22 protein-coding genes and 1 tRNA gene are annotated in these 19,647 nt (G+C 30.9%); 19 read left to right on the top strand and 4 right to left on the bottom strand.

The annotated features are described in order from the left end of the window. Positions 1 to 13 precede the first annotated feature (13 nt). The 12 genes from PTZ02_RS18500 to mgtE all read left to right on the top strand — a co-directional run bounded on the left by PTZ02_RS18500 (position 14) and on the right by mgtE (position 11,020). Complete coding sequence (locus PTZ02_RS18500; protein WP_274229234.1) at positions 14 to 895, top strand: mechanosensitive ion channel family protein; 882 nt, start codon at positions 14 to 16, stop codon at positions 893 to 895. 28 nt (positions 896 to 923) lie between these two features. After that, a complete protein-coding gene (locus PTZ02_RS18505) occupies positions 924 to 1,130 on the top strand; it encodes a DUF951 domain-containing protein (RefSeq protein ID WP_202765886.1) in 207 nt (68 codons plus the stop codon). A 97-nt stretch (positions 1,131 to 1,227) separates the two neighbouring features. After that, on the top strand, positions 1,228 to 1,515 hold the full coding sequence (rpsF, locus tag PTZ02_RS18510; RefSeq protein WP_238886543.1) for a 30S ribosomal protein S6: 288 nt from the start codon (positions 1,228 to 1,230) through the stop codon (positions 1,513 to 1,515). 14 nt (positions 1,516 to 1,529) lie between these two features. Then, the gene (locus PTZ02_RS18515) at positions 1,530 to 1,979 is read left to right on the top strand and encodes a single-stranded DNA-binding protein (protein ID WP_274229235.1); all 450 of its coding nucleotides are present in this window, start codon (positions 1,530 to 1,532) and stop codon (positions 1,977 to 1,979) included. Positions 1,980 to 2,002: 23 nt separating this feature from the next. After that, the gene (gene rpsR, locus PTZ02_RS18520; protein WP_202765889.1) at positions 2,003 to 2,248 is read left to right on the top strand and encodes a 30S ribosomal protein S18; all 246 of its coding nucleotides are present in this window, start codon (positions 2,003 to 2,005) and stop codon (positions 2,246 to 2,248) included. A gap of 166 nt (positions 2,249 to 2,414) precedes the next feature. Next, the gene (locus PTZ02_RS18525; RefSeq protein WP_202765890.1) at positions 2,415 to 2,735 is read left to right on the top strand and encodes a MazG-like family protein; all 321 of its coding nucleotides are present in this window, start codon (positions 2,415 to 2,417) and stop codon (positions 2,733 to 2,735) included. A 32-nt stretch (positions 2,736 to 2,767) separates the two neighbouring features. Beyond that, entirely contained in the window at positions 2,768 to 3,721 is a 954-nt protein-coding gene (locus PTZ02_RS18530) for a DUF2232 domain-containing protein (protein WP_274229236.1), read from the top strand. Positions 3,722 to 3,751: 30 nt separating this feature from the next. Then, positions 3,752 to 5,707: a DHH family phosphoesterase gene (locus PTZ02_RS18535; protein ID WP_274229237.1), complete on the top strand. Its 1,956-nt coding sequence runs from the start codon at positions 3,752 to 3,754 to the stop codon at positions 5,705 to 5,707. A gap of 1 nt (position 5,708) precedes the next feature. Further along, positions 5,709 to 6,155: a 50S ribosomal protein L9 gene (gene rplI, locus PTZ02_RS18540; RefSeq protein WP_274229238.1), complete on the top strand. Its 447-nt coding sequence runs from the start codon at positions 5,709 to 5,711 to the stop codon at positions 6,153 to 6,155. A 52-nt stretch (positions 6,156 to 6,207) separates the two neighbouring features. After that, a complete protein-coding gene (lonC, locus tag PTZ02_RS18545; protein WP_274229272.1) occupies positions 6,208 to 8,067 on the top strand; it encodes a Lon family ATP-dependent protease in 1,860 nt (619 codons plus the stop codon). 148 nt (positions 8,068 to 8,215) lie between these two features. Beyond that, positions 8,216 to 9,547 (top strand): replicative DNA helicase, encoded by a 1,332-nt coding sequence (locus tag PTZ02_RS18550; protein WP_274229239.1) that lies wholly within the window; start codon positions 8,216 to 8,218, stop codon positions 9,545 to 9,547. A gap of 129 nt (positions 9,548 to 9,676) precedes the next feature. Then, positions 9,677 to 11,020, top strand: a complete 1,344-nt coding sequence (gene mgtE, locus PTZ02_RS18555) for a magnesium transporter (RefSeq protein WP_274229240.1) — start codon at positions 9,677 to 9,679, stop codon at positions 11,018 to 11,020. 52 nt (positions 11,021 to 11,072) lie between these two features. On the opposite strand, the gene PTZ02_RS18560 is transcribed toward mgtE, so the two are convergent. Beyond that, positions 11,073 to 11,465, bottom strand: coding sequence for a hypothetical protein (locus PTZ02_RS18560; protein ID WP_274229241.1), 393 nt, complete (start codon positions 11,463 to 11,465; stop codon positions 11,073 to 11,075). A 504-nt stretch (positions 11,466 to 11,969) separates the two neighbouring features. Here PTZ02_RS18560 and PTZ02_RS18565 point away from each other — a divergent pair. Continuing rightward, positions 11,970 to 12,128 (top strand): hypothetical protein, encoded by a 159-nt coding sequence (locus tag PTZ02_RS18565; protein ID WP_274229242.1) that lies wholly within the window; start codon positions 11,970 to 11,972, stop codon positions 12,126 to 12,128. 60 nt (positions 12,129 to 12,188) lie between these two features. Here PTZ02_RS18565 and PTZ02_RS18570 read toward each other — a convergent pair whose 3' ends face one another. After that, entirely contained in the window at positions 12,189 to 13,361 is a 1,173-nt protein-coding gene (locus PTZ02_RS18570) for an NAD(P)-dependent malic enzyme (protein ID WP_274229243.1), read from the bottom strand. 397 nt (positions 13,362 to 13,758) lie between these two features. Here PTZ02_RS18570 and PTZ02_RS18575 point away from each other — a divergent pair, with 397 nt between their 5' ends. Then, positions 13,759 to 15,039, top strand: a complete 1,281-nt coding sequence (locus PTZ02_RS18575; RefSeq protein WP_274229244.1) for an adenylosuccinate synthase — start codon at positions 13,759 to 13,761, stop codon at positions 15,037 to 15,039. 37 nt (positions 15,040 to 15,076) lie between these two features. Here the strand turns inward: PTZ02_RS18575 and PTZ02_RS18580 are convergent, their stop codons facing one another. Next, positions 15,077 to 16,126, bottom strand: coding sequence for an AI-2E family transporter (locus tag PTZ02_RS18580; RefSeq protein WP_274229245.1), 1,050 nt, complete (start codon positions 16,124 to 16,126; stop codon positions 15,077 to 15,079). A gap of 172 nt (positions 16,127 to 16,298) precedes the next feature. Between PTZ02_RS18580 and PTZ02_RS18585 the strand changes: the two genes are divergently transcribed. Both PTZ02_RS18585 and PTZ02_RS18590 read left to right on the top strand, forming a co-directional pair. After that, positions 16,299 to 16,481 carry a DUF1858 domain-containing protein gene (locus PTZ02_RS18585; RefSeq protein WP_274229246.1) on the top strand — a complete coding sequence of 61 codons (183 nt, stop codon included), beginning with the start codon at positions 16,299 to 16,301 and terminating at the stop codon, positions 16,479 to 16,481. Between the two features lie 132 nt (positions 16,482 to 16,613). Then, positions 16,614 to 17,363 carry an acyl-[acyl-carrier-protein] thioesterase gene (locus tag PTZ02_RS18590; RefSeq protein ID WP_274229247.1) on the top strand — a complete coding sequence of 250 codons (750 nt, stop codon included), beginning with the start codon at positions 16,614 to 16,616 and terminating at the stop codon, positions 17,361 to 17,363. A gap of 18 nt (positions 17,364 to 17,381) precedes the next feature. On the opposite strand, the gene PTZ02_RS18595 is transcribed toward PTZ02_RS18590, so the two are convergent. Then, positions 17,382 to 18,641: an NAD(P)/FAD-dependent oxidoreductase gene (locus PTZ02_RS18595; RefSeq protein ID WP_274229248.1), complete on the bottom strand. Its 1,260-nt coding sequence runs from the start codon at positions 18,639 to 18,641 to the stop codon at positions 17,382 to 17,384. Positions 18,642 to 18,808: 167 nt separating this feature from the next. Between PTZ02_RS18595 and PTZ02_RS18600 the strand changes: the two genes are divergently transcribed. From PTZ02_RS18600 to PTZ02_RS18610, 3 genes are all read left to right on the top strand, one after another. Further along, positions 18,809 to 19,168: a CoA-binding protein gene (locus PTZ02_RS18600; RefSeq protein ID WP_274229249.1), complete on the top strand. Its 360-nt coding sequence runs from the start codon at positions 18,809 to 18,811 to the stop codon at positions 19,166 to 19,168. A 17-nt stretch (positions 19,169 to 19,185) separates the two neighbouring features. Then, positions 19,186 to 19,335 carry a hypothetical protein gene (locus PTZ02_RS18605; protein ID WP_274229250.1) on the top strand — a complete coding sequence of 50 codons (150 nt, stop codon included), beginning with the start codon at positions 19,186 to 19,188 and terminating at the stop codon, positions 19,333 to 19,335. A gap of 215 nt (positions 19,336 to 19,550) precedes the next feature. After that, positions 19,551 to 19,625, top strand: a tRNA-Glu gene (locus PTZ02_RS18610). Positions 19,626 to 19,647: the final 22 nt, after the last annotated feature.

The following is a 19,647-nucleotide window of genomic DNA, read 5'->3' on the forward strand; positions in this document are numbered from 1 at the left end:
GAGGATGAGAGAAATGTATATATTTCAATCATTATTTTCCATAGATGCGGAGAAAAAAACATTGGATATTGGTGGGAGAATTGTTGATATTCAGTTCTTATTCAATATAGCCTGGGGAATAATAAAAATATTAGTGATACTGCTCTTAATGTACATGGCAGTGAGAATAGGAAATTATATAATTGAGAAATTTGTCCATAATCAGATAAAAAGTCAAATAAGATTTACAATGGACGAAAAGAAGGCAAATACTGTTGGAGAAGTACTAAAAAGTATTCTTAGATATTCAGTATATTTTATTGGTGGAATAGGAATATTTGCGAATTTATTCTCGGGTGTTTCCTTAACCTTTGCATCAATTGGGGGAGTTGCACTAGGCTTTGGTACCCAAAGTTTAGTAAAAGACATAATAAATGGATTCTTTGTATTGTTCGAAGATCAATATGCAGTAGGGGATTATATAACCATAGGTGATAACTCAGGTATTGTTGAGAGCATAGGGATCAGAATGACTCAACTTAAGGATTTTAATGGTGATATGCACTATATTCCTAATGGAACTATTTCTCAAGTAACGAATCATTCTAGAGGAGATATGAGTGTTATTGTAGATGTAGAGATTGCATATAAGGAGAATATTGATATAGCCATTGAAGTAATTAATAGTGCATGTGAAAAGGTAGCTTCTGAAAAAGAGCATATAATTGAAAAACCTAAAGTAATAGGGGTGCAGTCCTTAGGGGTATCTGCAGTAGTAATAAGAGTGATAGGAAAAACAGAACCAATGTATCAATGGGCACTAGAAAGAGAATTAAGAAAAGAAATTAAACTTACTATGGAAAGAGAAGGAATAGAAAGACCACAAGGAAAGGTAGAAGTTATAAAAAGTAAGTAATAAGATATAAATATGGGGGTGAGTAGAAATGCAAGAATTTAATTTGGGAGACGTAGTATTAATGAAAAAACAGCATCCTTGCGGAAGCTCTGAATGGGAAGTAATACGATTAGGAGCAGATATTAAAATAAAATGTTTAGGTTGTGGAAGATTAGTTATGCTTCCAAGGAGTAAATTTCAAAAAGGAATAAAAAAAATAGTATCTTCTAATACAAACAAAGAAGAAATTTTATAAAATATGTTGAAATTATTAGAGCAAAGTGATATACTGTAAAATTGTAAGTCCCTGCTATGCATTAGCATGGCCAATAGTCCGGAGGGAGGTGAAAAGAATGAGAAAGTATGAAACTATATTCGTAATTCATCCATCATTCGAAGAGGAGGCTGTTAAAGCTACAATCGAGAAGTTTAAGGGTGTTATCGAAAACGGTGGAGGAACTGTTGATAATGTAGATTTCTGGGGTAAGAGAAAACTTGCTTACGAAATAAACAAAATCAATGAAGGTTACTACACTTTAGTTAACTTCAGTGCTAACCCAGAATTACCAAGCGAGTTAGACAGAATATTCAGAATTACAGACGGAATCGTAAGACACATAATAGTTAAGGAAGAAAAATAAGGTGGTGTTTTTGAATGAATAAAGTAATTCTTATAGGCAGACTTACTAAAGATCCTGAGTTGAAATTTACACCAGGAAATGGTACTGCAGTGACCACTGTAACCCTAGCAGTTGATAAGTATAATGCTTCAACTGGACAAAGGGAAGCTGACTTTATCTCAGTAACAATCTGGGGTAAACAAGCAGAATCTACAGCTAATTACATGAACAAAGGAAGTTTAATGGCTATTAGCGGTAGAATCCAAACTAGGTCTTATGATGCTAAGGATGGAACTAAGAGATATGTTACAGAAGTAGTAGCTAATGAAGTTAATTTCTTAAGTAAAGGAAATGCTTCTGGAAACAAAAACAATGGTTTCAACAATGGTTCTGAATATGCTGCACCATCAAACGATAGTTTTGGTGGTGGAATGAGCTTCGAAGAGGATATGACGCCAGTTGATGACGGAGATATCCCATTCTAGAATTTAGGTAAGGAGGGAAAGAAATGAGCAGAGAAGTAAGAAAAGGCGGCAAAATGAGAAGACCAAAAAGAAAAGTTTGCGCTTTTTGTGTTGATAAAGCTGAGTCTATTGATTACAAAGATATAAATAAGCTAAGAAAATATGTTACTGAAAGAGGTAAGATTTTACCAAGAAGAATTTCTGGAACATGTGCTAAGCATCAAAGACAGCTAACAGATGCTGTTAAGAGAGCTAGAAACATAGCTTTATTACCTTTTACTACAGAGTAAAAATTATAAAACCCCATATGGGGTTTTATTTTTTTTATTACTGAAATATAAAAATTGACTAAATAATTAAATATTAATAGAATGGTGAAAAATACTTAGTTGAAATAATATCCAAAAAAAACTAAAATAAATATACAGGATAAAGAGATGAGAGGGGGAGAGGTTGTTGAGGAAGGATGAATTTAACATAATGGGGGATATTAAACTTATTGAGGAATTAAAAGCGCAATTAATATGTGTTATAGGGGAATTTTTTCAATTACTAACAAGAGGAAGTAATGTAGCCAAAGATGCTGTATTAGAATGCATATCTTCGGCAATGATTATATTATATCTATTAGGGGAAAAATTAGGATATTCATATTTACAAATAGATGAAAATACTAAAGAAAAAATTAGGATAGGAATTGTTGACGAGGATAATCAGGAGAATTATGGTGATGCACTAAGAAAGTTACATCATCATTTAAAAGAGAGAAGAGACTAGTAATTTATTAACGAAAGATAAATGGAGGGAATATGAACAAGATTTCTACAAAAGCAATAGTAGAAGCAGGTATAATGGCTACAGTGACATTCATATTAATGACTATAAGTACATTTGTGCCAGGAACTTCGCTACTTATAACTTGTATATTACCTATACCAGTTATACTTATATACTTAAGAAATAGTTTAAAAGCAGCAGTATTATCACTTTTGGTTTCTGGAATTTTAATAAGTTTATTTAATAATATTATTTTAATGTCAGGGACAATGATAATTACGGCATTAACATCCTTAAGTCTTGGATATTGTATAAAATATAAGCAAAGTTTTGTAAAGACATTTGGTTTATTAACAATAGCAAGTTTAATAGGAAATATAGTAGATATATTTTTATATATAAATGTTTTTTTAGGTAGTACAGTAAGTGAGCAAATAAATCTAATGATAGAATCTGCAAAGAGTAGTTCAGAAAGTGTTGCAAAATTAACTGGAAGTGCTTCAAACATTGACTTTAATACTTTAATATATATGTTGCCTGCAGGATTAGTTTTATCAATGCTTCTTTCTTCTTTACTAACATATATAATATGTATGAAGGTAATAAGAAGATTTAATTATAAAATGGAGCCAATAAGGAATTTCTCTAATTGGTATATTAATATAAAAGTTATAGTAGTTGTGATGATAATATCAACTATTGGTTATTTATTAAAGTTAGGCAATGTTACATTTTCAAAATATATTATTCTTTCATCTTCAGCTATATTGCAATTTACTATGGCAATCATAGGAGGAGCAGTAATAAGCTATTTTTTGAAAATAAAGTACAAGTTGAAAAGTAATACTAGGGCAATAATTGTTATATTTTTATTTATATCTTTTACGAACCAATTCTTGTTTATTATTGGATTAGTTGATAGTGTAGTTGACTTAAGAAAAATAGGATTTGTATCCTTTAATAAGGTTCTTAAAAGTAAAAAATAAAACCTCAATAATAGCCCTAAGGAGGCTCATATGAATAAAAAAAGTAAAAATTATAATATAGTTTTTACATTAGTAATTGTACTAATATCAATAGTGGTATATGTAATAAATAGAATAGACTTGCTATTAGTTATTACAATAACGGCTTTAATAGTAGCAGCGTATAATCTTAGAAAGAGATTTCAGGCACAAGAAAGATTTGAAAATAATATAAATAATATGGCTACCTATTTATCAAATGAAATGGAAGAAAATTTAAAGAATATGTTATATTCTATAGCAATAATTAACAATAGTGGTAGCATATTATGGAGTAATAAAAAGTTTAAGGATGAAATTAATTCCGAAGAATTAAAAGATAACAATATAGTAGGTTTGTTTAGAGACATTTCACTAGAAAAAGTTATAAAAAGTAATATAAAAAACTCGCAAAAAGTAAAGTTTAGAGATATAATATATGAAGTTTATAGTCAAAAAATAGAATTTTTTCAAAAGCAAGAAGCATATTTACTCTATTTCAATGATATTACTTATTTAGAAAATGGATCAGCGACTAAAGACAGTATAGTATTGATAGAAGTTGACAATATGAGTGATGCAGCAAAGTCTATGGAGGAGAATGATGCTCCTCTACTTATCGCAGAGGTTGAGAGAACCATTAACAACTATGCAATAAGTCATAATGCTATGATAAGAAAATACGACTCAAATAAGTATGTATTATGTATACCTGATAGGTTAGTAGAGGAACAGATAAAGAAAAAGTTCGAAATATTAGATACTATAAGAGATATTGATATGGGAAATAAAATGGATGTGACTCTATCAATAGGTGTAGGTATAGGAGGGAGATCCCCTCAAGAAAATCATAACTATGCAGTTACAGCAAAGGAGCTTGCTTTAGGCAGAGGCGGTGACCAGGCAGTTGTAAAATGGCCAGATAAACAAGCTTTTTTTGGTGGTAATACTAAGGAACTGGAAAAGAGAACTAGAGTAAGAGCTAGAGTTGTGGCAAGAGCACTAAAGGATTTAGTTTATGAAAGTTCAAGAGTTTATATAATGGGGCATAAGAACCCAGACATGGATTGTTTTGGAGCAGCATTTGGTTTATCTTCAGCAATTAAGCAAATAGGTAAGCAGTGTAAGATAATTTTAGGCAATGACAATAGAAATATTGATTTTTACTTAAAAGAGGTTAAGAAAGACTCCTCATATGACGATTTATTTATTAATGTAGAAGATGCTCTAAATGAAATTAAAGAAACAGATTTAGTAATTGTAGTTGATGTTCATAACATTAATTATATTCAAACAAATAGCATATTAAATAAATGCAAAAGAATTGTCATAATAGATCATCACAGGAGAAGTCCTGATATGATAGAAGGTGCATTACTGAATTATATTGAGGTATATGCATCATCAACTTCAGAATTGGTTACAGAGGTTGTACAGTATATGCTAGATAAGCCGAAACTTAAAGTAATAGAAGCAGAAGCTTTACTAGCTGGTATCTTCATAGATACTAAAAACTTTATTTTCAAAACTGGGGTAAGAACTTTTGATGCTGCATCTTTCTTGAGAAGACTAGGTGCAGATACAATACACATAAAGAAACTCTTCTCTGATGATTTAGAAAGCTATATAATAAAAGCTCAGACAATTAAATCTGCAGAGGTAGAAAATAATGTAGCTATTGCCATATGTCCGCCAGAAGCAACAGAAGTTGTATTAGCTGCACAAGTAGCGGATGATCTACTAAATATTACAGGTATTCAAGCGTCCTTTGTGTTTGTTAGAATAGAAGAGGATATTTATATAAGTGGAAGATCACTAGGAGATATAAATGTTCAAGTTATTCTAGAAACCTTAGGGGGTGGAGGTCATATGACTATGGCTGGTGCAAAACTTAGCAATACAGATATAAAAGCAGCTAAAGAGAAACTGAAAGCAGCTATATCAAACTACTTAAGGGAAGGTGAATAACATGAAAGTAATATTATTAGAAGATGTAAAGAAGGTTGGAAAAAAAGGTGATGTTGTAGAGATGTCAGATGGATATGCTAGGAATTTTTTATTTCCTAGAAAATTAGCACAAGAAGCTAATGAAAGTAATCTGCATATCCTAAATAATAAAAAAGAAAATGAAAGAAAAAAGAAATTAGCGGAAATAGAAGCAGCTCAAAAATTAGCAGCTGAACTTAAAGATAAAGAAATAACTGTAAAAGCAAAAACAGGTGAGCAAGGAAGATTATTTGGAGCAATAACAAGCAAAGATGTATCCGAACTTATTAAAACTCAATATAAAGTTGAGATAGATAAGAAAAAGATAGTTATGGATACTATTAAGCTTGCAGGAGTATATAATATTGAACTAAAGTTATACCCTGAAGTAACAGCTAAGATGAAGGTTGTTATTGTCTCTGAAACTTAAGGAGGACTATATATTGAGGACAAGAAACCAAGCAAATGTATTAGAGGAATTAATGAGCAATGAACTTTCTTTAGAGTCTCAAGTTAATGTATTATTTGATATATTAAAAAATGTTTTAGATGAGGGAGCTATTAGAGCAAGAACAGTAAAGTATAAACTTCAAAAACATATTAAATCAGAATTAATATATGAAAGAGTTTATGCATTAAATAAAATTGCATCTGATGGAAAAGGCGTGAAGGTAGTTCCGACATCAGAAAATGTAAATGAAGCAATGGAAGATACTTTTAATTGGGTTTCTGATGAATTAGCAAAAAGATTTATTCAAAATAGAATAGAATCACAAGTTGAGCAAGTTTTAGTAGAAAAACAAGATAAGTATATAGATGAAATGAGATTAGGCATTATAAGGAAACAAAAAGGTCCTGAAAATGCAAAGACATTAAAGAAATATGCTAAGTTAGAAGTTTTAGATGCTAGAAAAGCAAATAAAAATATAATGAGTTTACTTAGACCAGCAGATTTTTCGGAAATTGTTGGTCAAGAAAGAGCTATAAAATCGCTATTATCAAAGATGGCATCGCCATATCCACAACACATAATTCTTTATGGGCCACCGGGAGTAGGTAAAACTACAGCAGCAAGAATTGCATTGGAAGCTGCAAGGAAGATGAATTTTACTCCGTTTGATGAAGAATCGAAGTTTGTTGAGGTAGATGGAACTACATTGAGATGGGACCCTAGAGAAATAACTAACCCATTATTGGGGTCAGTACACGATCCTATATATCAAGGTAGTAAAAAAGATTTAGCTGAAATAGGTGTTCCTGAACCAAAGCCAGGTTTGGTAACTGAAGCACATGGTGGAGTTCTCTTTATTGATGAAATAGGAGAACTGGATGACATACTTCAAAACAAGTTATTAAAGGTATTAGAAGATAAAAGAGTAGAATTCTCATCATCATACTATGACCCAGATGATGAAAATACGCCTAAGTATATTAAATATCTTTTTGATAATGGTGCTCCAGCAGATTTTGTACTTATTGGGGCGACTACTAGAGAACCAAGTGAAATTAATCCTGCATTAAGATCAAGATGTACTGAAGTTTATTTTGAACCATTAGGAGCAAAGGATATAGAAAAAATTATTGAAAATGCAGCAGAAAAGTTAGGTGTATTATTAGCAGAGGAAATTCCAGAATTGATAAGCAGATATACTATAGAAGGTAGAAAAGCTGTAAATATATTAGCAGATGCTTATGGATATGCTCTTTACAATAAAAAGGACAACCTTCCAGAAAAAATAACTATAACATTGAAAGATGTTGAAGAGGTTCTTGCAATAGGAAGATTTATTCCATACGAAAGAGTGGACAAGGATAATGCATATGAAATTGGACATATATATGGATTAGGAGTATCAGGATTTTTAGGATCAACTCTAGAAATTGAGGCATCAGTTTATGAGGCTAAAGAAAAAGGAGCTGGAACCATAAGATTTAATGAGACTGCAGGATCAATGGCTAAGGATTCAGTTTTCAATGCTGCATCTGTAATTAGAAAAATAACCAATAAAGATATTAAAGACTATGATATTCATGTTAATGTTATTGGAGGAGGAAATATAGATGGTCCTTCTGCAGGGGTTGCAATTACACTAAGTATAATTAGTGCATTAGAAGAAAAGCCACTAAGACAAGATGTAGCTGTGACTGGTGAAATATCATTAAGAGGAAAAGCTAAACCAGTAGGTGGAATTTTTGAAAAAATATATGGTGCTAGAAGAAAAGGAATAAAACTTGTTTTAGTTCCTAAAGATAATGAAAAAGAAATTCCAGTAGGTTTAAAGGATATAGAAGTGAAAGCTATTGAATCAATTGAAGAAGCAATTGAAGTCCTATTCAATTAATATTCGAAGATATTAAAAATTTTGAGAAAAAAAGAGGCAATGCCTCTTTTTTTTAGTATAATAGTAACGTAACAAAAATTCAGTATTGATTATTAGGAAAAATATTATAATTATATATATTCACATAGAAATTAAGGAGGTGATTTTTATGGAAAATACTCTTATGAAGAGTTTGCCTCAAAGTATTGAAGCGGAGCAATCAGTAATAGGATCTATGATTATAGATAAAACAGCTATTGCACAAGCCGCAGAAGCTTTAAAAGAAGAGGATTTTTATAGAGACTCACACAAGGTTATATTTAGAAGTATTGTAGATATGTTTCAAAGAGATATGGCAGTAGATTTAATAACTTTGTTAGAGTATCTGAAGTCTACAGGAAAACTTGAAAATGCAGGGGGGGCTACTTACGTTACAGAGGTAAGTGGATCTGTTCCAACAACAGCGAATTTAGGGGCTTACATAAAAATAGTTTCTGAAAAATCAACATTAAGAAGATTAATAAGAGCATCTACAGAGATAATAGAATCTAGTTATAATGAGCAAGGGGAAGTAGAAAAGGTTCTAGATAAAGCTGAAAAAAGAATTTTTGATATAGGAGAAAAGAGAAATACATCAGAATATGAAGCACTTAGTGATGTATTAGAGAGAAGTTTTGAACAGATTGAAAGACTGTTCAATAATAAGGGAGATATAACAGGAGTAGGTTCTGGGTTTAATGATCTAGATGCCAAAACTTCAGGCTTCCAAAAAGGAGATATGGTGCTTATTGCAGCAAGACCGTCAATGGGAAAGACGACTTTTGCATTAAATATAACTGAGCATGCTGCCTTAAGAGAAGGAAAAAGCGTTGTGGTATTTTCACTGGAAATGTCTAAAGAACAACTTGCATATAAGTTGTTATGTTCAGAAGCTAATGTAGATATGCTAGCGTTAAGGACAGGTAATCTAGAGGATAAGGATTGGGATAATATTGCAAGAGCAGCAGGACCACTATCAAAGGCAAAAATATATATCGATGATACAGCAGGTCTATCAGTTATGGAAATGCGAAGTAAGTGTAGAAGAATTAAGATGGAGCACGGAATTGATTTAATCATGATTGACTACTTGCAGCTTATGTCTGGTTCAGGGGAAAGTAGACAACAAGAAGTTTCAGAAATATCTAGAAGTATTAAAGCATTAGCAAAGGAAATGGAATGCCCTGTTATAGCTCTTTCACAGTTATCTCGTGCGCCAGAACAAAGAGCAGACCATAGACCTATGCTTTCAGACTTAAGAGAATCAGGTTCAATTGAACAAGATGCCGATTTAGTTATGTTTTTATATAGAGATGAGTATTATAATAAAGAAACTGAAGAAAAGAACGTAGGAGAATGTATCATAGCTAAGCAGAGAAACGGTCCAGTAGGAACAGTAAAATTGGCTTGGCTTGGACAATACAGTAAATTTGGAAATTTAGATTCAGTACATAAAGAATAGAAAGAGGTGAGATATATGGATCCCAGTGGGTATAGTAGTAAGAATTTAAATAAAAAACTAAATATTAATCCAGGAGGATTCATATATATCAATCTATAATGCTTCCTCCTGAAGATGGAGGTAGCTAAAATGAACAAAAGCTTAAACATTAATGAATTAAAAGAAAGACTTATAAATTTACCAGGAAATGAGTTCTTGGAATTTATTGAGGATATTCATCCAGCAGATATTTTAGATGTTATTAGAGAGTCAGAAGAAGAAAAGGCTTATTTAATTAAAAAACTTCCACATTGGCTATTAGCAGATGTAATAGAAGAAATGGAAGAGGAAGAGAAAGAAGAATTCCTTAATCTATTTACTGATATTGAACAAGGAAATATAGTCAATGAGATGAGTTCAGATGAAATAACGGATTTACTTTTAAGCGTTGAACCAGATAAGGCTAATAAATTACTTGAAGCGCTAGACAAGGAAGATCAAGAAGAGGTTAAAGAACTACTAACTTATCAAGAGGATACCGCTGGTGGACTTATGGCAACAGAATTTATTGCCATAAAAGAAAACATGACAGTAGCAGAAACATTAACTTATCTTCAAACTGCAGGAATTGAAGCAGAAACAGTGTATTATTTATATGTTTTAGACGAAGAAGAAAGTTTAAAAGGAATACTATCACTTAGAGAACTTGTTATTTCATCATTTGACATAATAATAAGGGATATAATGCATGAAAATGTGAAGAGTATTCCAGTTTTTATGGATCAGGAAGATGTAGCAGTAATATTTGAGAAATATGGATTTCAAGCAATGCCAGTTGTTGGAGATAAAGGAGATATGCTTGGAGTAATAACGCTAGATGACATTATTGAAGTTGTTAGAGATGAGGATAATGAGGATATATACCGTCTTGGAGGACTTAATGAAGGTGAAGTATTAGATGGAAGAGCTAGAGAATCAGTTAAGAGTAGATTACCCTGGTTATTCGTTAATTTAATTACAGCAATTTTAGCAGGAGCAACAGTTAATATATTTAATGGAACGATAGATAGAGTAGTAATATTGGCGAGCTTTATGCCTATTGTGGCAGGTATGGGTGGAAATGCAGGTACTCAAAGCTTAACTCTCATAGTAAGAGGAATAGCATTAGGGGAGCTTACTGGTGAAAATGCTAGAAGAGTATTTTTTAAAGAAGTATTAACTGGGTTGGTAAATGGAGCGGCTATTGGAGTTGCAGTAAGTATGCTTGGTGTACTTTGGTCAGGTAATCCTATTTTTGGTTTAGTAGTTGGCATAGCAATGATACTTAACATGGCATTGGCAACAATTGTCGGATATGCAGTTCCGGTAGTACTCAAAAAAGTAGGAGTGGACCCAGCATTAGCCTCTGCTGTATTTGTAACAACTTTTACTGATGTATGTGGTTTCTTTTTCTTCTTAGGATTAGCTACATTATTTATAAGCAAGTTAACATAAGAATAAGTTTTTTAAAAGAGATATCAAGGTTACTTTTGATATCTCTTTTTGATTATATACATTTTTTTATACTTAAAGCTAATTCTCCATTTTCAACATTTAGACTAAGCGTATCAATGTCGATATAAGGTATGTAGAAAATTCTTCTTACTTCACATGATGCTTTAGTAGAAGTAATATTAAAATCATTATTAGTAATGTTTAGATTTTTTATACTTATAATTAAAAAAAAGTGTTCGTAACTTATGGTTATATCTTCCTCTAGTACCTCAGGAATATCAGCATAGATAATTACTTCATTATCTAGTTCTAATATGTAAGGTTTGAAAAATGTATTATTTGCCTTTATTTTATTTTTATTATCTTGAAAAGACTTTTCCCAAATATATTCAAAAAACTCTTTTGAGCTTAATGAAATTGGAGACTTTATAATAGGTAGATTCATAATAAAAACCTCCCTTCTAAAGTTCTATACATATCTTATGTAAAAATAGTCCAACCTATACTATTAGATTTTTGGGACAGTATATAAAACTTAAGAAGAGAGAATAATATTAGCAATCATAATAGGATTTTAGTTTAACTAATAACTTATTGAAACAAGAATAAACTAAGTTTTCTATAAAAAATCCATATAAAATTAATTATAAAAATATATATTAAAATTTGTTGACAGCAGTGCAAAACTATTATATACTTAACTCAAGGATAGTGATAATCATTATCAACAGTTGAGAAACCAACGATTATTCTTGACTTTACAATAGCAACACACATTAATATAACAAAGTAAGACTCCTCTTAATATTTACTTTTGTTCTAAAAACCTAGGTCATGGGCAGACCTAGGTTTTTTTCCGTTATTAACCTAATTCATGAAATTTTCTATAAGTATATAATCTCTTATTGAGCAAAAAATAATAAAGAATATATCGTGAGGAGTGATGGAAATGGGAAAAAATAAAAATCCAGATTCTCAAGGACAAATTGCAGAGAATCAAAAGATATTTGATAAAACTAATGAATCATCTAGCTCGACAACTGGATTTAACTTTACAGGAAATACAGGTCGTCAACCTGGTATATTTAAATCTAAGAAAAAAGATTAAAAATAAAAAATAAAGCAATTAATAAATTGCTTTATTTTTTTACTCTTATGACTTTTTAAACTATATTCTTGCAACCCCAGTTTTAATAGCTGCATTTCTTACAGCTTCAGCCACCTTATTTTGAACATCTCTATTAAAAGATTTTGGTATAATATAATCCTCAGTTAATTCTTCACTAGAAATTGAATTTGCGATAGCATAAGCTGCGGCTATTTTCATTTCTTCATTTATTTCTTTAGCCCTAACGTCTAAAGCCCCTCTAAATATTCCAGGGAAGGCTAGAACATTATTTACCTGGTTTGGAAAATCGGAACGACCAGTGCCAATTACTTTTACTCCTGCTTTTTTAGCATCTTCAGGGAAAATTTCAGGAACAGGATTTGCCATTGCAAAAACAATAGAATCTTTATTCATCTTTTTTACCATTTCTGGTTTTAGTATTCCTGGTGCAGAAACACCAATAAATACATCAGCATTTACTAAGGCATCATCTAGTGTTCCCTTCATCTTTGAGAAATTAGTTATTTTAGCTAAGGCTTTTTTTGCATCATCCACTTCTTCTATACCATCATAAAGAATTCCAACTTTATCGCAAACTATCATATCCTTAACACCCATGGAAAGTAACAATTTAGCAATGGCAGTCCCAGCAGAACCAGCGCCATTTACGACTACTTTTATTTTATCAATATCTTTATTTACAAGTTTTAATGCATTAATGATGCCTGAAAGTACAACAATAGCAGTACCATGCTGGTCATCGTGAAACACAGGGATATCGAGTTTTTCTTTAAGCTTGCTTTCTATTTCAAAACATCTTGGAGCAGATATATCTTCAAGATTTATGCCTCCTAAGGAAGGTGATATTCTAATAACTGTTTCAACAATTTCTTCGACGTTTTTGGTATCTAGAACAATAGGAAAAGCATCTACATCTCCAAATTCTTTAAACAGAACACTTTTCCCTTCCATAACAGGAAGAGATGCTAATGGTCCAATATCGCCTAATCCTAATACAGCAGTACCATCTGAGATTACGGCAACTGTATTCCATTTACGAGTGTACAAATATGCTTTTTCAGGATCCTTATGTATTTCTTTACAAGGTTCAGCAACTCCTGGAGTGTAAGCTAAGCTTAAATCCATAGAATCTTTAACTTCTACTCTAGAAATTACTTCTATCTTACCTTTTTTCATTTCATGGAATTTTAGTGATTCTTGATATATATCCATTAAAACACCTCACGATTAATTTTAGTTATAGGGTTTTAAGTACAACTAATAATTATTAAGTTTTATATAAAAAACCCTATTAATGACTTATTTATAATTATAATCAAATATACGAAAATTATAAAATACAATGAAAGCAAATTAAGGTGATTATGCTAAGTATTTCAAAGATATTTGATACATAATGGAAAAATACACGAATTTTTAAAAATTTTTATAAATAAATATTCGCTAATTTGTTGACCTTGATAACTTACTTTGGTAGTATTGTATAGGGGATAAAGTTTAATTACTTATAAAAATCCACCAATAAAATTTAGTGAATTTATAAGCAATAAACACTCAAAATACTTAATAACAAGCTAATTTTTATTAGCATATTTGAGGAGGAAATAATATGTCAGCATTTGTTGTATTAGGAGCCCAATGGGGAGACGAAGGAAAAGGTAAGATGACAGATTACCTAGCAGAAGAGGCAGATGTAGTAGTTAGATTCCAAGGTGGAAACAACGCAGGACATACAGTAGTCGTTGGAGATAAAGAATATAAGCTTCATTTAATCCCTTCAGGAATATTATATGATGATAAATTAAATGTAATTGCAAATGGAGTTGTTGTTGACCCAGTTGCATTATTTGAAGAAATAGATTATTTAGAAGGTTTAGGAGTTAAGGTAACTCCAGAGAAGCTAGCAATTAGTGATAGAGCACATTTAATAATGCCTTATCATAAAGTTTTAGATAAACTTAAAGAAAAAGCTAGAGGAAAGAATGATATAGGAACAACTGGTAAGGGTATTGGACCTTGCTATACTGATAAATATGAGAGAAGTGGAATTAGAATATGTGATCTTCTTCATGAAGATGTATTTAAAGAAAAGTTAGCTGAAAACTTAAACCTTAAGAACCCATATATTACTAAGGTTTTAGGTGGCGAAGAGCTATCATTTGATGAAATATATGATCTATACTCAAAATTAGCTGAAAGATTAAGACCATTCGTTCAAGATACTTCAGTTAGAGTATATGATGAAATTAAAAAAGATAAGAATGTTCTTTTTGAGGGAGCTCAAGGAATGCTTCTTGATATAGACCACGGAACTTATCCATATGTTACTTCATCAAATACAACTTCATGTGGAGTTGCAAGTGGAGTAGGAATTGGCCCTAATATGATCCAAAATGCTTTAGGAATTGCAAAAGCATATACTACAAGAGTTGGTAAGGGACCATTCCCAACAGAGTTAGAAAATGAGACTGGTGAATGGATAAGACAAAAAGGGCATGAATATGGCGTTACTACTGGAAGATCTAGAAGATGTGGATGGTTAGACTTAGTTATATTAAAAACTACTGTTAGAGTATGTGGATTAACATCTCTTGTAGTTACTAAAATAGATACTCTTGCAGGATTAGATAAAATTAAGATGTGTGTAGGATATAAGTTTGAGGATAAGGTAATAGATTATTTCCCTGCATCTCTTGAAGATTTAGCTAAATGTGAACCAGTTTATGAAGAATTTGATGGCTGGGATGAAAGCATAGAAGAAGCAAGAAGCTATGATGAGTTACCGGAAAATGCAAAGGTATATTTAAGAAGAATAGAAGAAATTACAGGTGTAAAAATTGATATAGTATCAGTTGGACCTAAGAGAGATCAAACTATAAGAGTAAAATAAGCTTTAATAACAAAAAAGAGGGTATACCCCTCTTTTTTTATTGCAATTCAATATTACGACTGCTCCAAACAATTTTAAGTATAGAGTATACTGGCACTACAAGAAATGCACCAGCAATCCCAAATATAGTAGCTGCAGCTATTACTAGGAATATGTCAGTAAGAGGGTGTATTTTCATTGCTTTTGACATAACTAAAGGAACAATAAACCTACCTTTAATAGTTTGTGCTATCATAAAAACCAGAGTAAGTTTTATAACCATTGGAAGCCCCATAGTCAAAGCAATTATATATGGAATAATCATGGATATAAAAAACCCCAAAAAAGGTATGAAGGCGAGTATAAAGGTTAGTAACGATAAAAATAATTTCCCAGGAAAACCTATAGCTAAATAACCTATAAAAACTGAAAGGGCAAGAAAAAAAGCCACTGTTGCCTGCCCAGTTATGTACTTAGAAAGAACAGTATCACCTTCTTCAATAATATAATTAGCTCTTTTATGCTTTCTTACAAAAGGTAAGGATAATAAGTACTTTTTAAATTTTGTATCACCATTTAATAGATGATAAACGATTAATAAAACTAAAATTACATTAGAAAAAAGATTCCATCCGAAATCAAATAAAGCTCTCAGAATAGAAATTATTCTTGATATATAATTTTGTCCTTGGCTCATAAAATAATCTTTAATAGCATTAAAATCAATGTAGTTTGAAAGTAGATCTTTAATATAATTGAAGTTTCCGTCTTTATATTGAGTAATTAATAAAGAAACTCTATAAATAAAATAATCTTTTTGCTCAACAAGATTTGAAATAATTATAAAGAAAAAAACATATAAAATTAAGGATGAAATTATTAGTGATAAAAAAACTGATAATTTTAATGAGAGTCCTTTTTTAACGAATAATCTTTTTAAGGGATTTATAAGATAATATAGGAATAAAGCAATAACTATAGGTAATATAATTACCTTAGAAGCTTTTTTAATAAAAGTTATTAAAATAGTGGATCTTGACAATAATAATATAAAGATTAAAAATAGATTTAATATTAATAAGTTATATAGTAAACTCTTCTTTTCCATAATGATCTCCTTAATATTTTTATTATGGTTATTTTTACTCAAAGAGAGAAAATTATGTTTCGAAAATTTAACAAAATTAAATCCGACTAAAATACTTGACTTTGTTTTAACATAATAATATAATTTCTTTGTTGGGAACAGCAACGAATCTATTTTAGCGAGGGTGGTAAGGATGATAACAAAGGAAATGACAATCGGAGAAGTAGTTAGAACTAATCCTGAAAAGGCAGAAATATTAATGAGCTTTGGTATGGGATGTGTTGGATGCCCATCAGCTCAATCAGAAACATTAGAAGAAGCTGCTATCGTACACGGATTAAATTTGACAGAATTAATGACTGCATTAAATAAATAAATTTTTACTTAAAAGAGTAGGAAAGGGTTGTAGAAAGTATGAATAATGACTTTTTACAACCCTTTAAATTTTTGAGTTTTATATATTAAGTGATAGAATATATTGTATAAGTATTTATTGTGGAGGTAAGAGATGGGGAAGAGTTTTGAATATATATATCCAATAAATTATTATAATTTAGATGTAGGACTAAAATGTAAAATAACTTCTATTTTTGATTTTTTGTGTGATATAGGAATGCAGCAATCCGAAAGATTAGAAGTAGGGGTAGATAAGTTACTAGAGAAGAACTTAACTTGGGTGTTTTATAAATACAATCTTAAAATATATCGGTATCCTGGTTTTGGTGAAAATATTAAGATAAAAACTATTCCAACAGGGTTTAAAAAGTTCTATGCCTATAGAGAGTATTTTTTATATGATGAAAAAGATAACTTAATAGCTGAGGGTATGAGTTTATTTTTTTTAATAGACATTAGTAGGAGAAGGCCATCTAGAATTCCAAAAGACCTATATGAAGCTTATGGCTGTAGTGGTGATATAGAAGAGACTATTCCTATGAATGAACCTGATAAGCTTGAGGAGGCTCAATATTCAAAAGAATTTTATGTTAGATATAGTGATATAGATTCAAATAAACACGTTAATAACACGAGATATGTGGAATGGGCATTAGAAGTTGTTCCTCAAGAAATAATTACTAACTACACATTAGAAGACATTAACATAGTATTTATAAAGGAAATTACTTATGGACATATGGTAAGAACTATGTGTGCAACTGAAGAGCAAGAAGGAAATAAGATTAAAATTGTACACTTAATTAAAGATGATGAAGGAAATGATATAACATCCTTAACAAGTCTATGGAAGAAGATATAGTGAAATAACCCTGAGGCATTATGCCTCAGGGTTATTTGCTTTAAGAATAGAGTTTATTGCTTTATGAGAGGAACTCCAAGCCCATTGAAGATTATATCCTCCACAGTCTCCATGAACATCTAAGATCTCACCTATAAAATATAATCCAGAAACCAATTTAGATTCCAAGGATTCCTCATTAACATCACGAGTATCTACACCACCTATAGTTACCTGTGCATTATTGAATCCATTTGTTCCAATACATTTAAATTTCCATTCCTTCATTAGAGAAATAAGTTTGGATTTTTCCTGCCATGATAATTCCCAAGCCGGCTTATGAAAGTTATCAACAGAAGCTTCTTTAAGTAAAGTAGGAATTAGTTTTTTGTTAACAATTCCTATAAGAGCATCAGAAATTTTCCTGTGTGAAAAAATACTTAAATGGCCTTGTAGGAAATTATCCACATCTGTATGAGAAGCTTCCGGATTCATATCAATTAAGATATCAACAGATTTGCCTTCATAAATAGCTCTAGAAGCTAGTGCAGACAGCTGCAGAATGGGTGGACCGGATATTCCATAGTCAGTAAATAATAGCTCTCCTAATTCCTTTCTATGAACTTTTCCATCTATTGAAATAGAAGCTAAGCCGTCAAATTTAATTCCCGATAGGGCTTTTAAATAAGGATAATCTAATTTAAGCTGCACTATTCCAGGTAAAGGAGTAATAACTTTATGACCAAGATCTCTAGATAAGGAATATCCAGAGCCATCAGAACCAGTTTTTTCAGCAGATTTTCCTCCACAGGCTAAAATTAATTTTCCACAGGAGAAGGAGTCGAATTCTTCATTGCTTGTGGATAAAATAAATTTTTTATTCTTGTGGATAGATTTTACCTTACAAGAATTATAAACAGGAATACTACGATCTTCTAAGGCTAACCTCAAAACATCAACAACTGAAGAGGCTTGTAATGATTTGGGATATAATTTTCCGTTTTCAAGTTCCACAATAGGAAGACCTAAAAATGAAAAAAAATCTATAGTATCATTTACTGAAAAATTTTCTAATGTAGTTATAGGAAATTTCTCATTTGAACTGTGAAATCCTTTGAAAGGAGAAGTTATTGTTGAGTTAGAGATATTGCAACGTCCATTTCCAGTTGTTAAAATTTTTCTACCAACTCTATCTCCAGCTTCTAAAATTGCAACGTCAATTCCTAAGTCTTTTGCATAAATAGCTGCAAGTAAACCAGAAGCACCACCACCAACTATTAATAATTCATGATGTATCATATCAAACTCTCCTTTTAACATTTTGATTAATTAGAATAAATAAATTGTATCATTATTGAAATAATATAACTAGGGGAGAAAAGTGAATATGCAAAGAAAAGAAAAAAGGTATATAATTAATTTATATAGTAGATTTTAACTATATGTAACAAAAGGAGGTAGAGAAAATGAATGCTACTGAATTATTGAGTTTTAAAAATTGGGTTGTAGTGGGGGATGTTACAAATGAAAGTAAATACGCCGCCAAGATACTAAAAAAATTAAAGTCAAGAGATTTTAATGTAGAAGGAGTACATCCTAAAGGAGACGGAACCTATAAAACATTAAAAGAAGTTCCATATAAAATTGATGTTATAGACTTATGTATAAATCCTATTAGTGGAATAAAATTTATTGAAGAAGCAAAAACTTTAAACATAAAATATATTTTAATTCAACCAGGAGCAGAAAGTAGAGAAATATTAGATTACTGCAAAGAAAATGATATAGTAGCTATTGAAGGATGTGCATTAATTGCTCTTGGATAGAGGAAGGAGACTTACATATGGATGACAATAAAAATAGAATTAGAGACAGAGAAAAATCTAATGCAGAACTTAGAAAAATGTTTCCTAAGGGTGGAGCAGATATTGGAGTTGAAAATGGCGAAAAGATAGGCCATTATGCAAATTCAAAAAACCATAAAGATAGGTAATTTAATACAAATAGTTATATTTATTTGAAAGACTATCTTGTAAAGGATGGTCTTTTCTTGTAAAATATAACTTAAATAATCTATAAATAAGAGTAAAATTAGGTGGATTATTAAAAAAAATAAAAAAAGTGTTGACACTATTATTAAATTTCGGTATTATATTCTTTGTCGGGTTGCTCCGAGAGTAATCACCGAATAAGGTTGTTGTTATTCATGGCTCCTTGGTCAAGCGGTTAAGACACCACCCTTTCACGGTGGTAACAGGGGTTCGATTCCCCTAGGAGTCACCATTTTATCCCATGAATTATTTAT

Origin of the sequence: Clostridium sp. 'White wine YQ', assembly GCF_028728205.1 — a bacterium.
In the GTDB taxonomy this organism is placed as follows: Bacteria; Bacillota; Clostridia; order Clostridiales; family Clostridiaceae; genus Clostridium_T.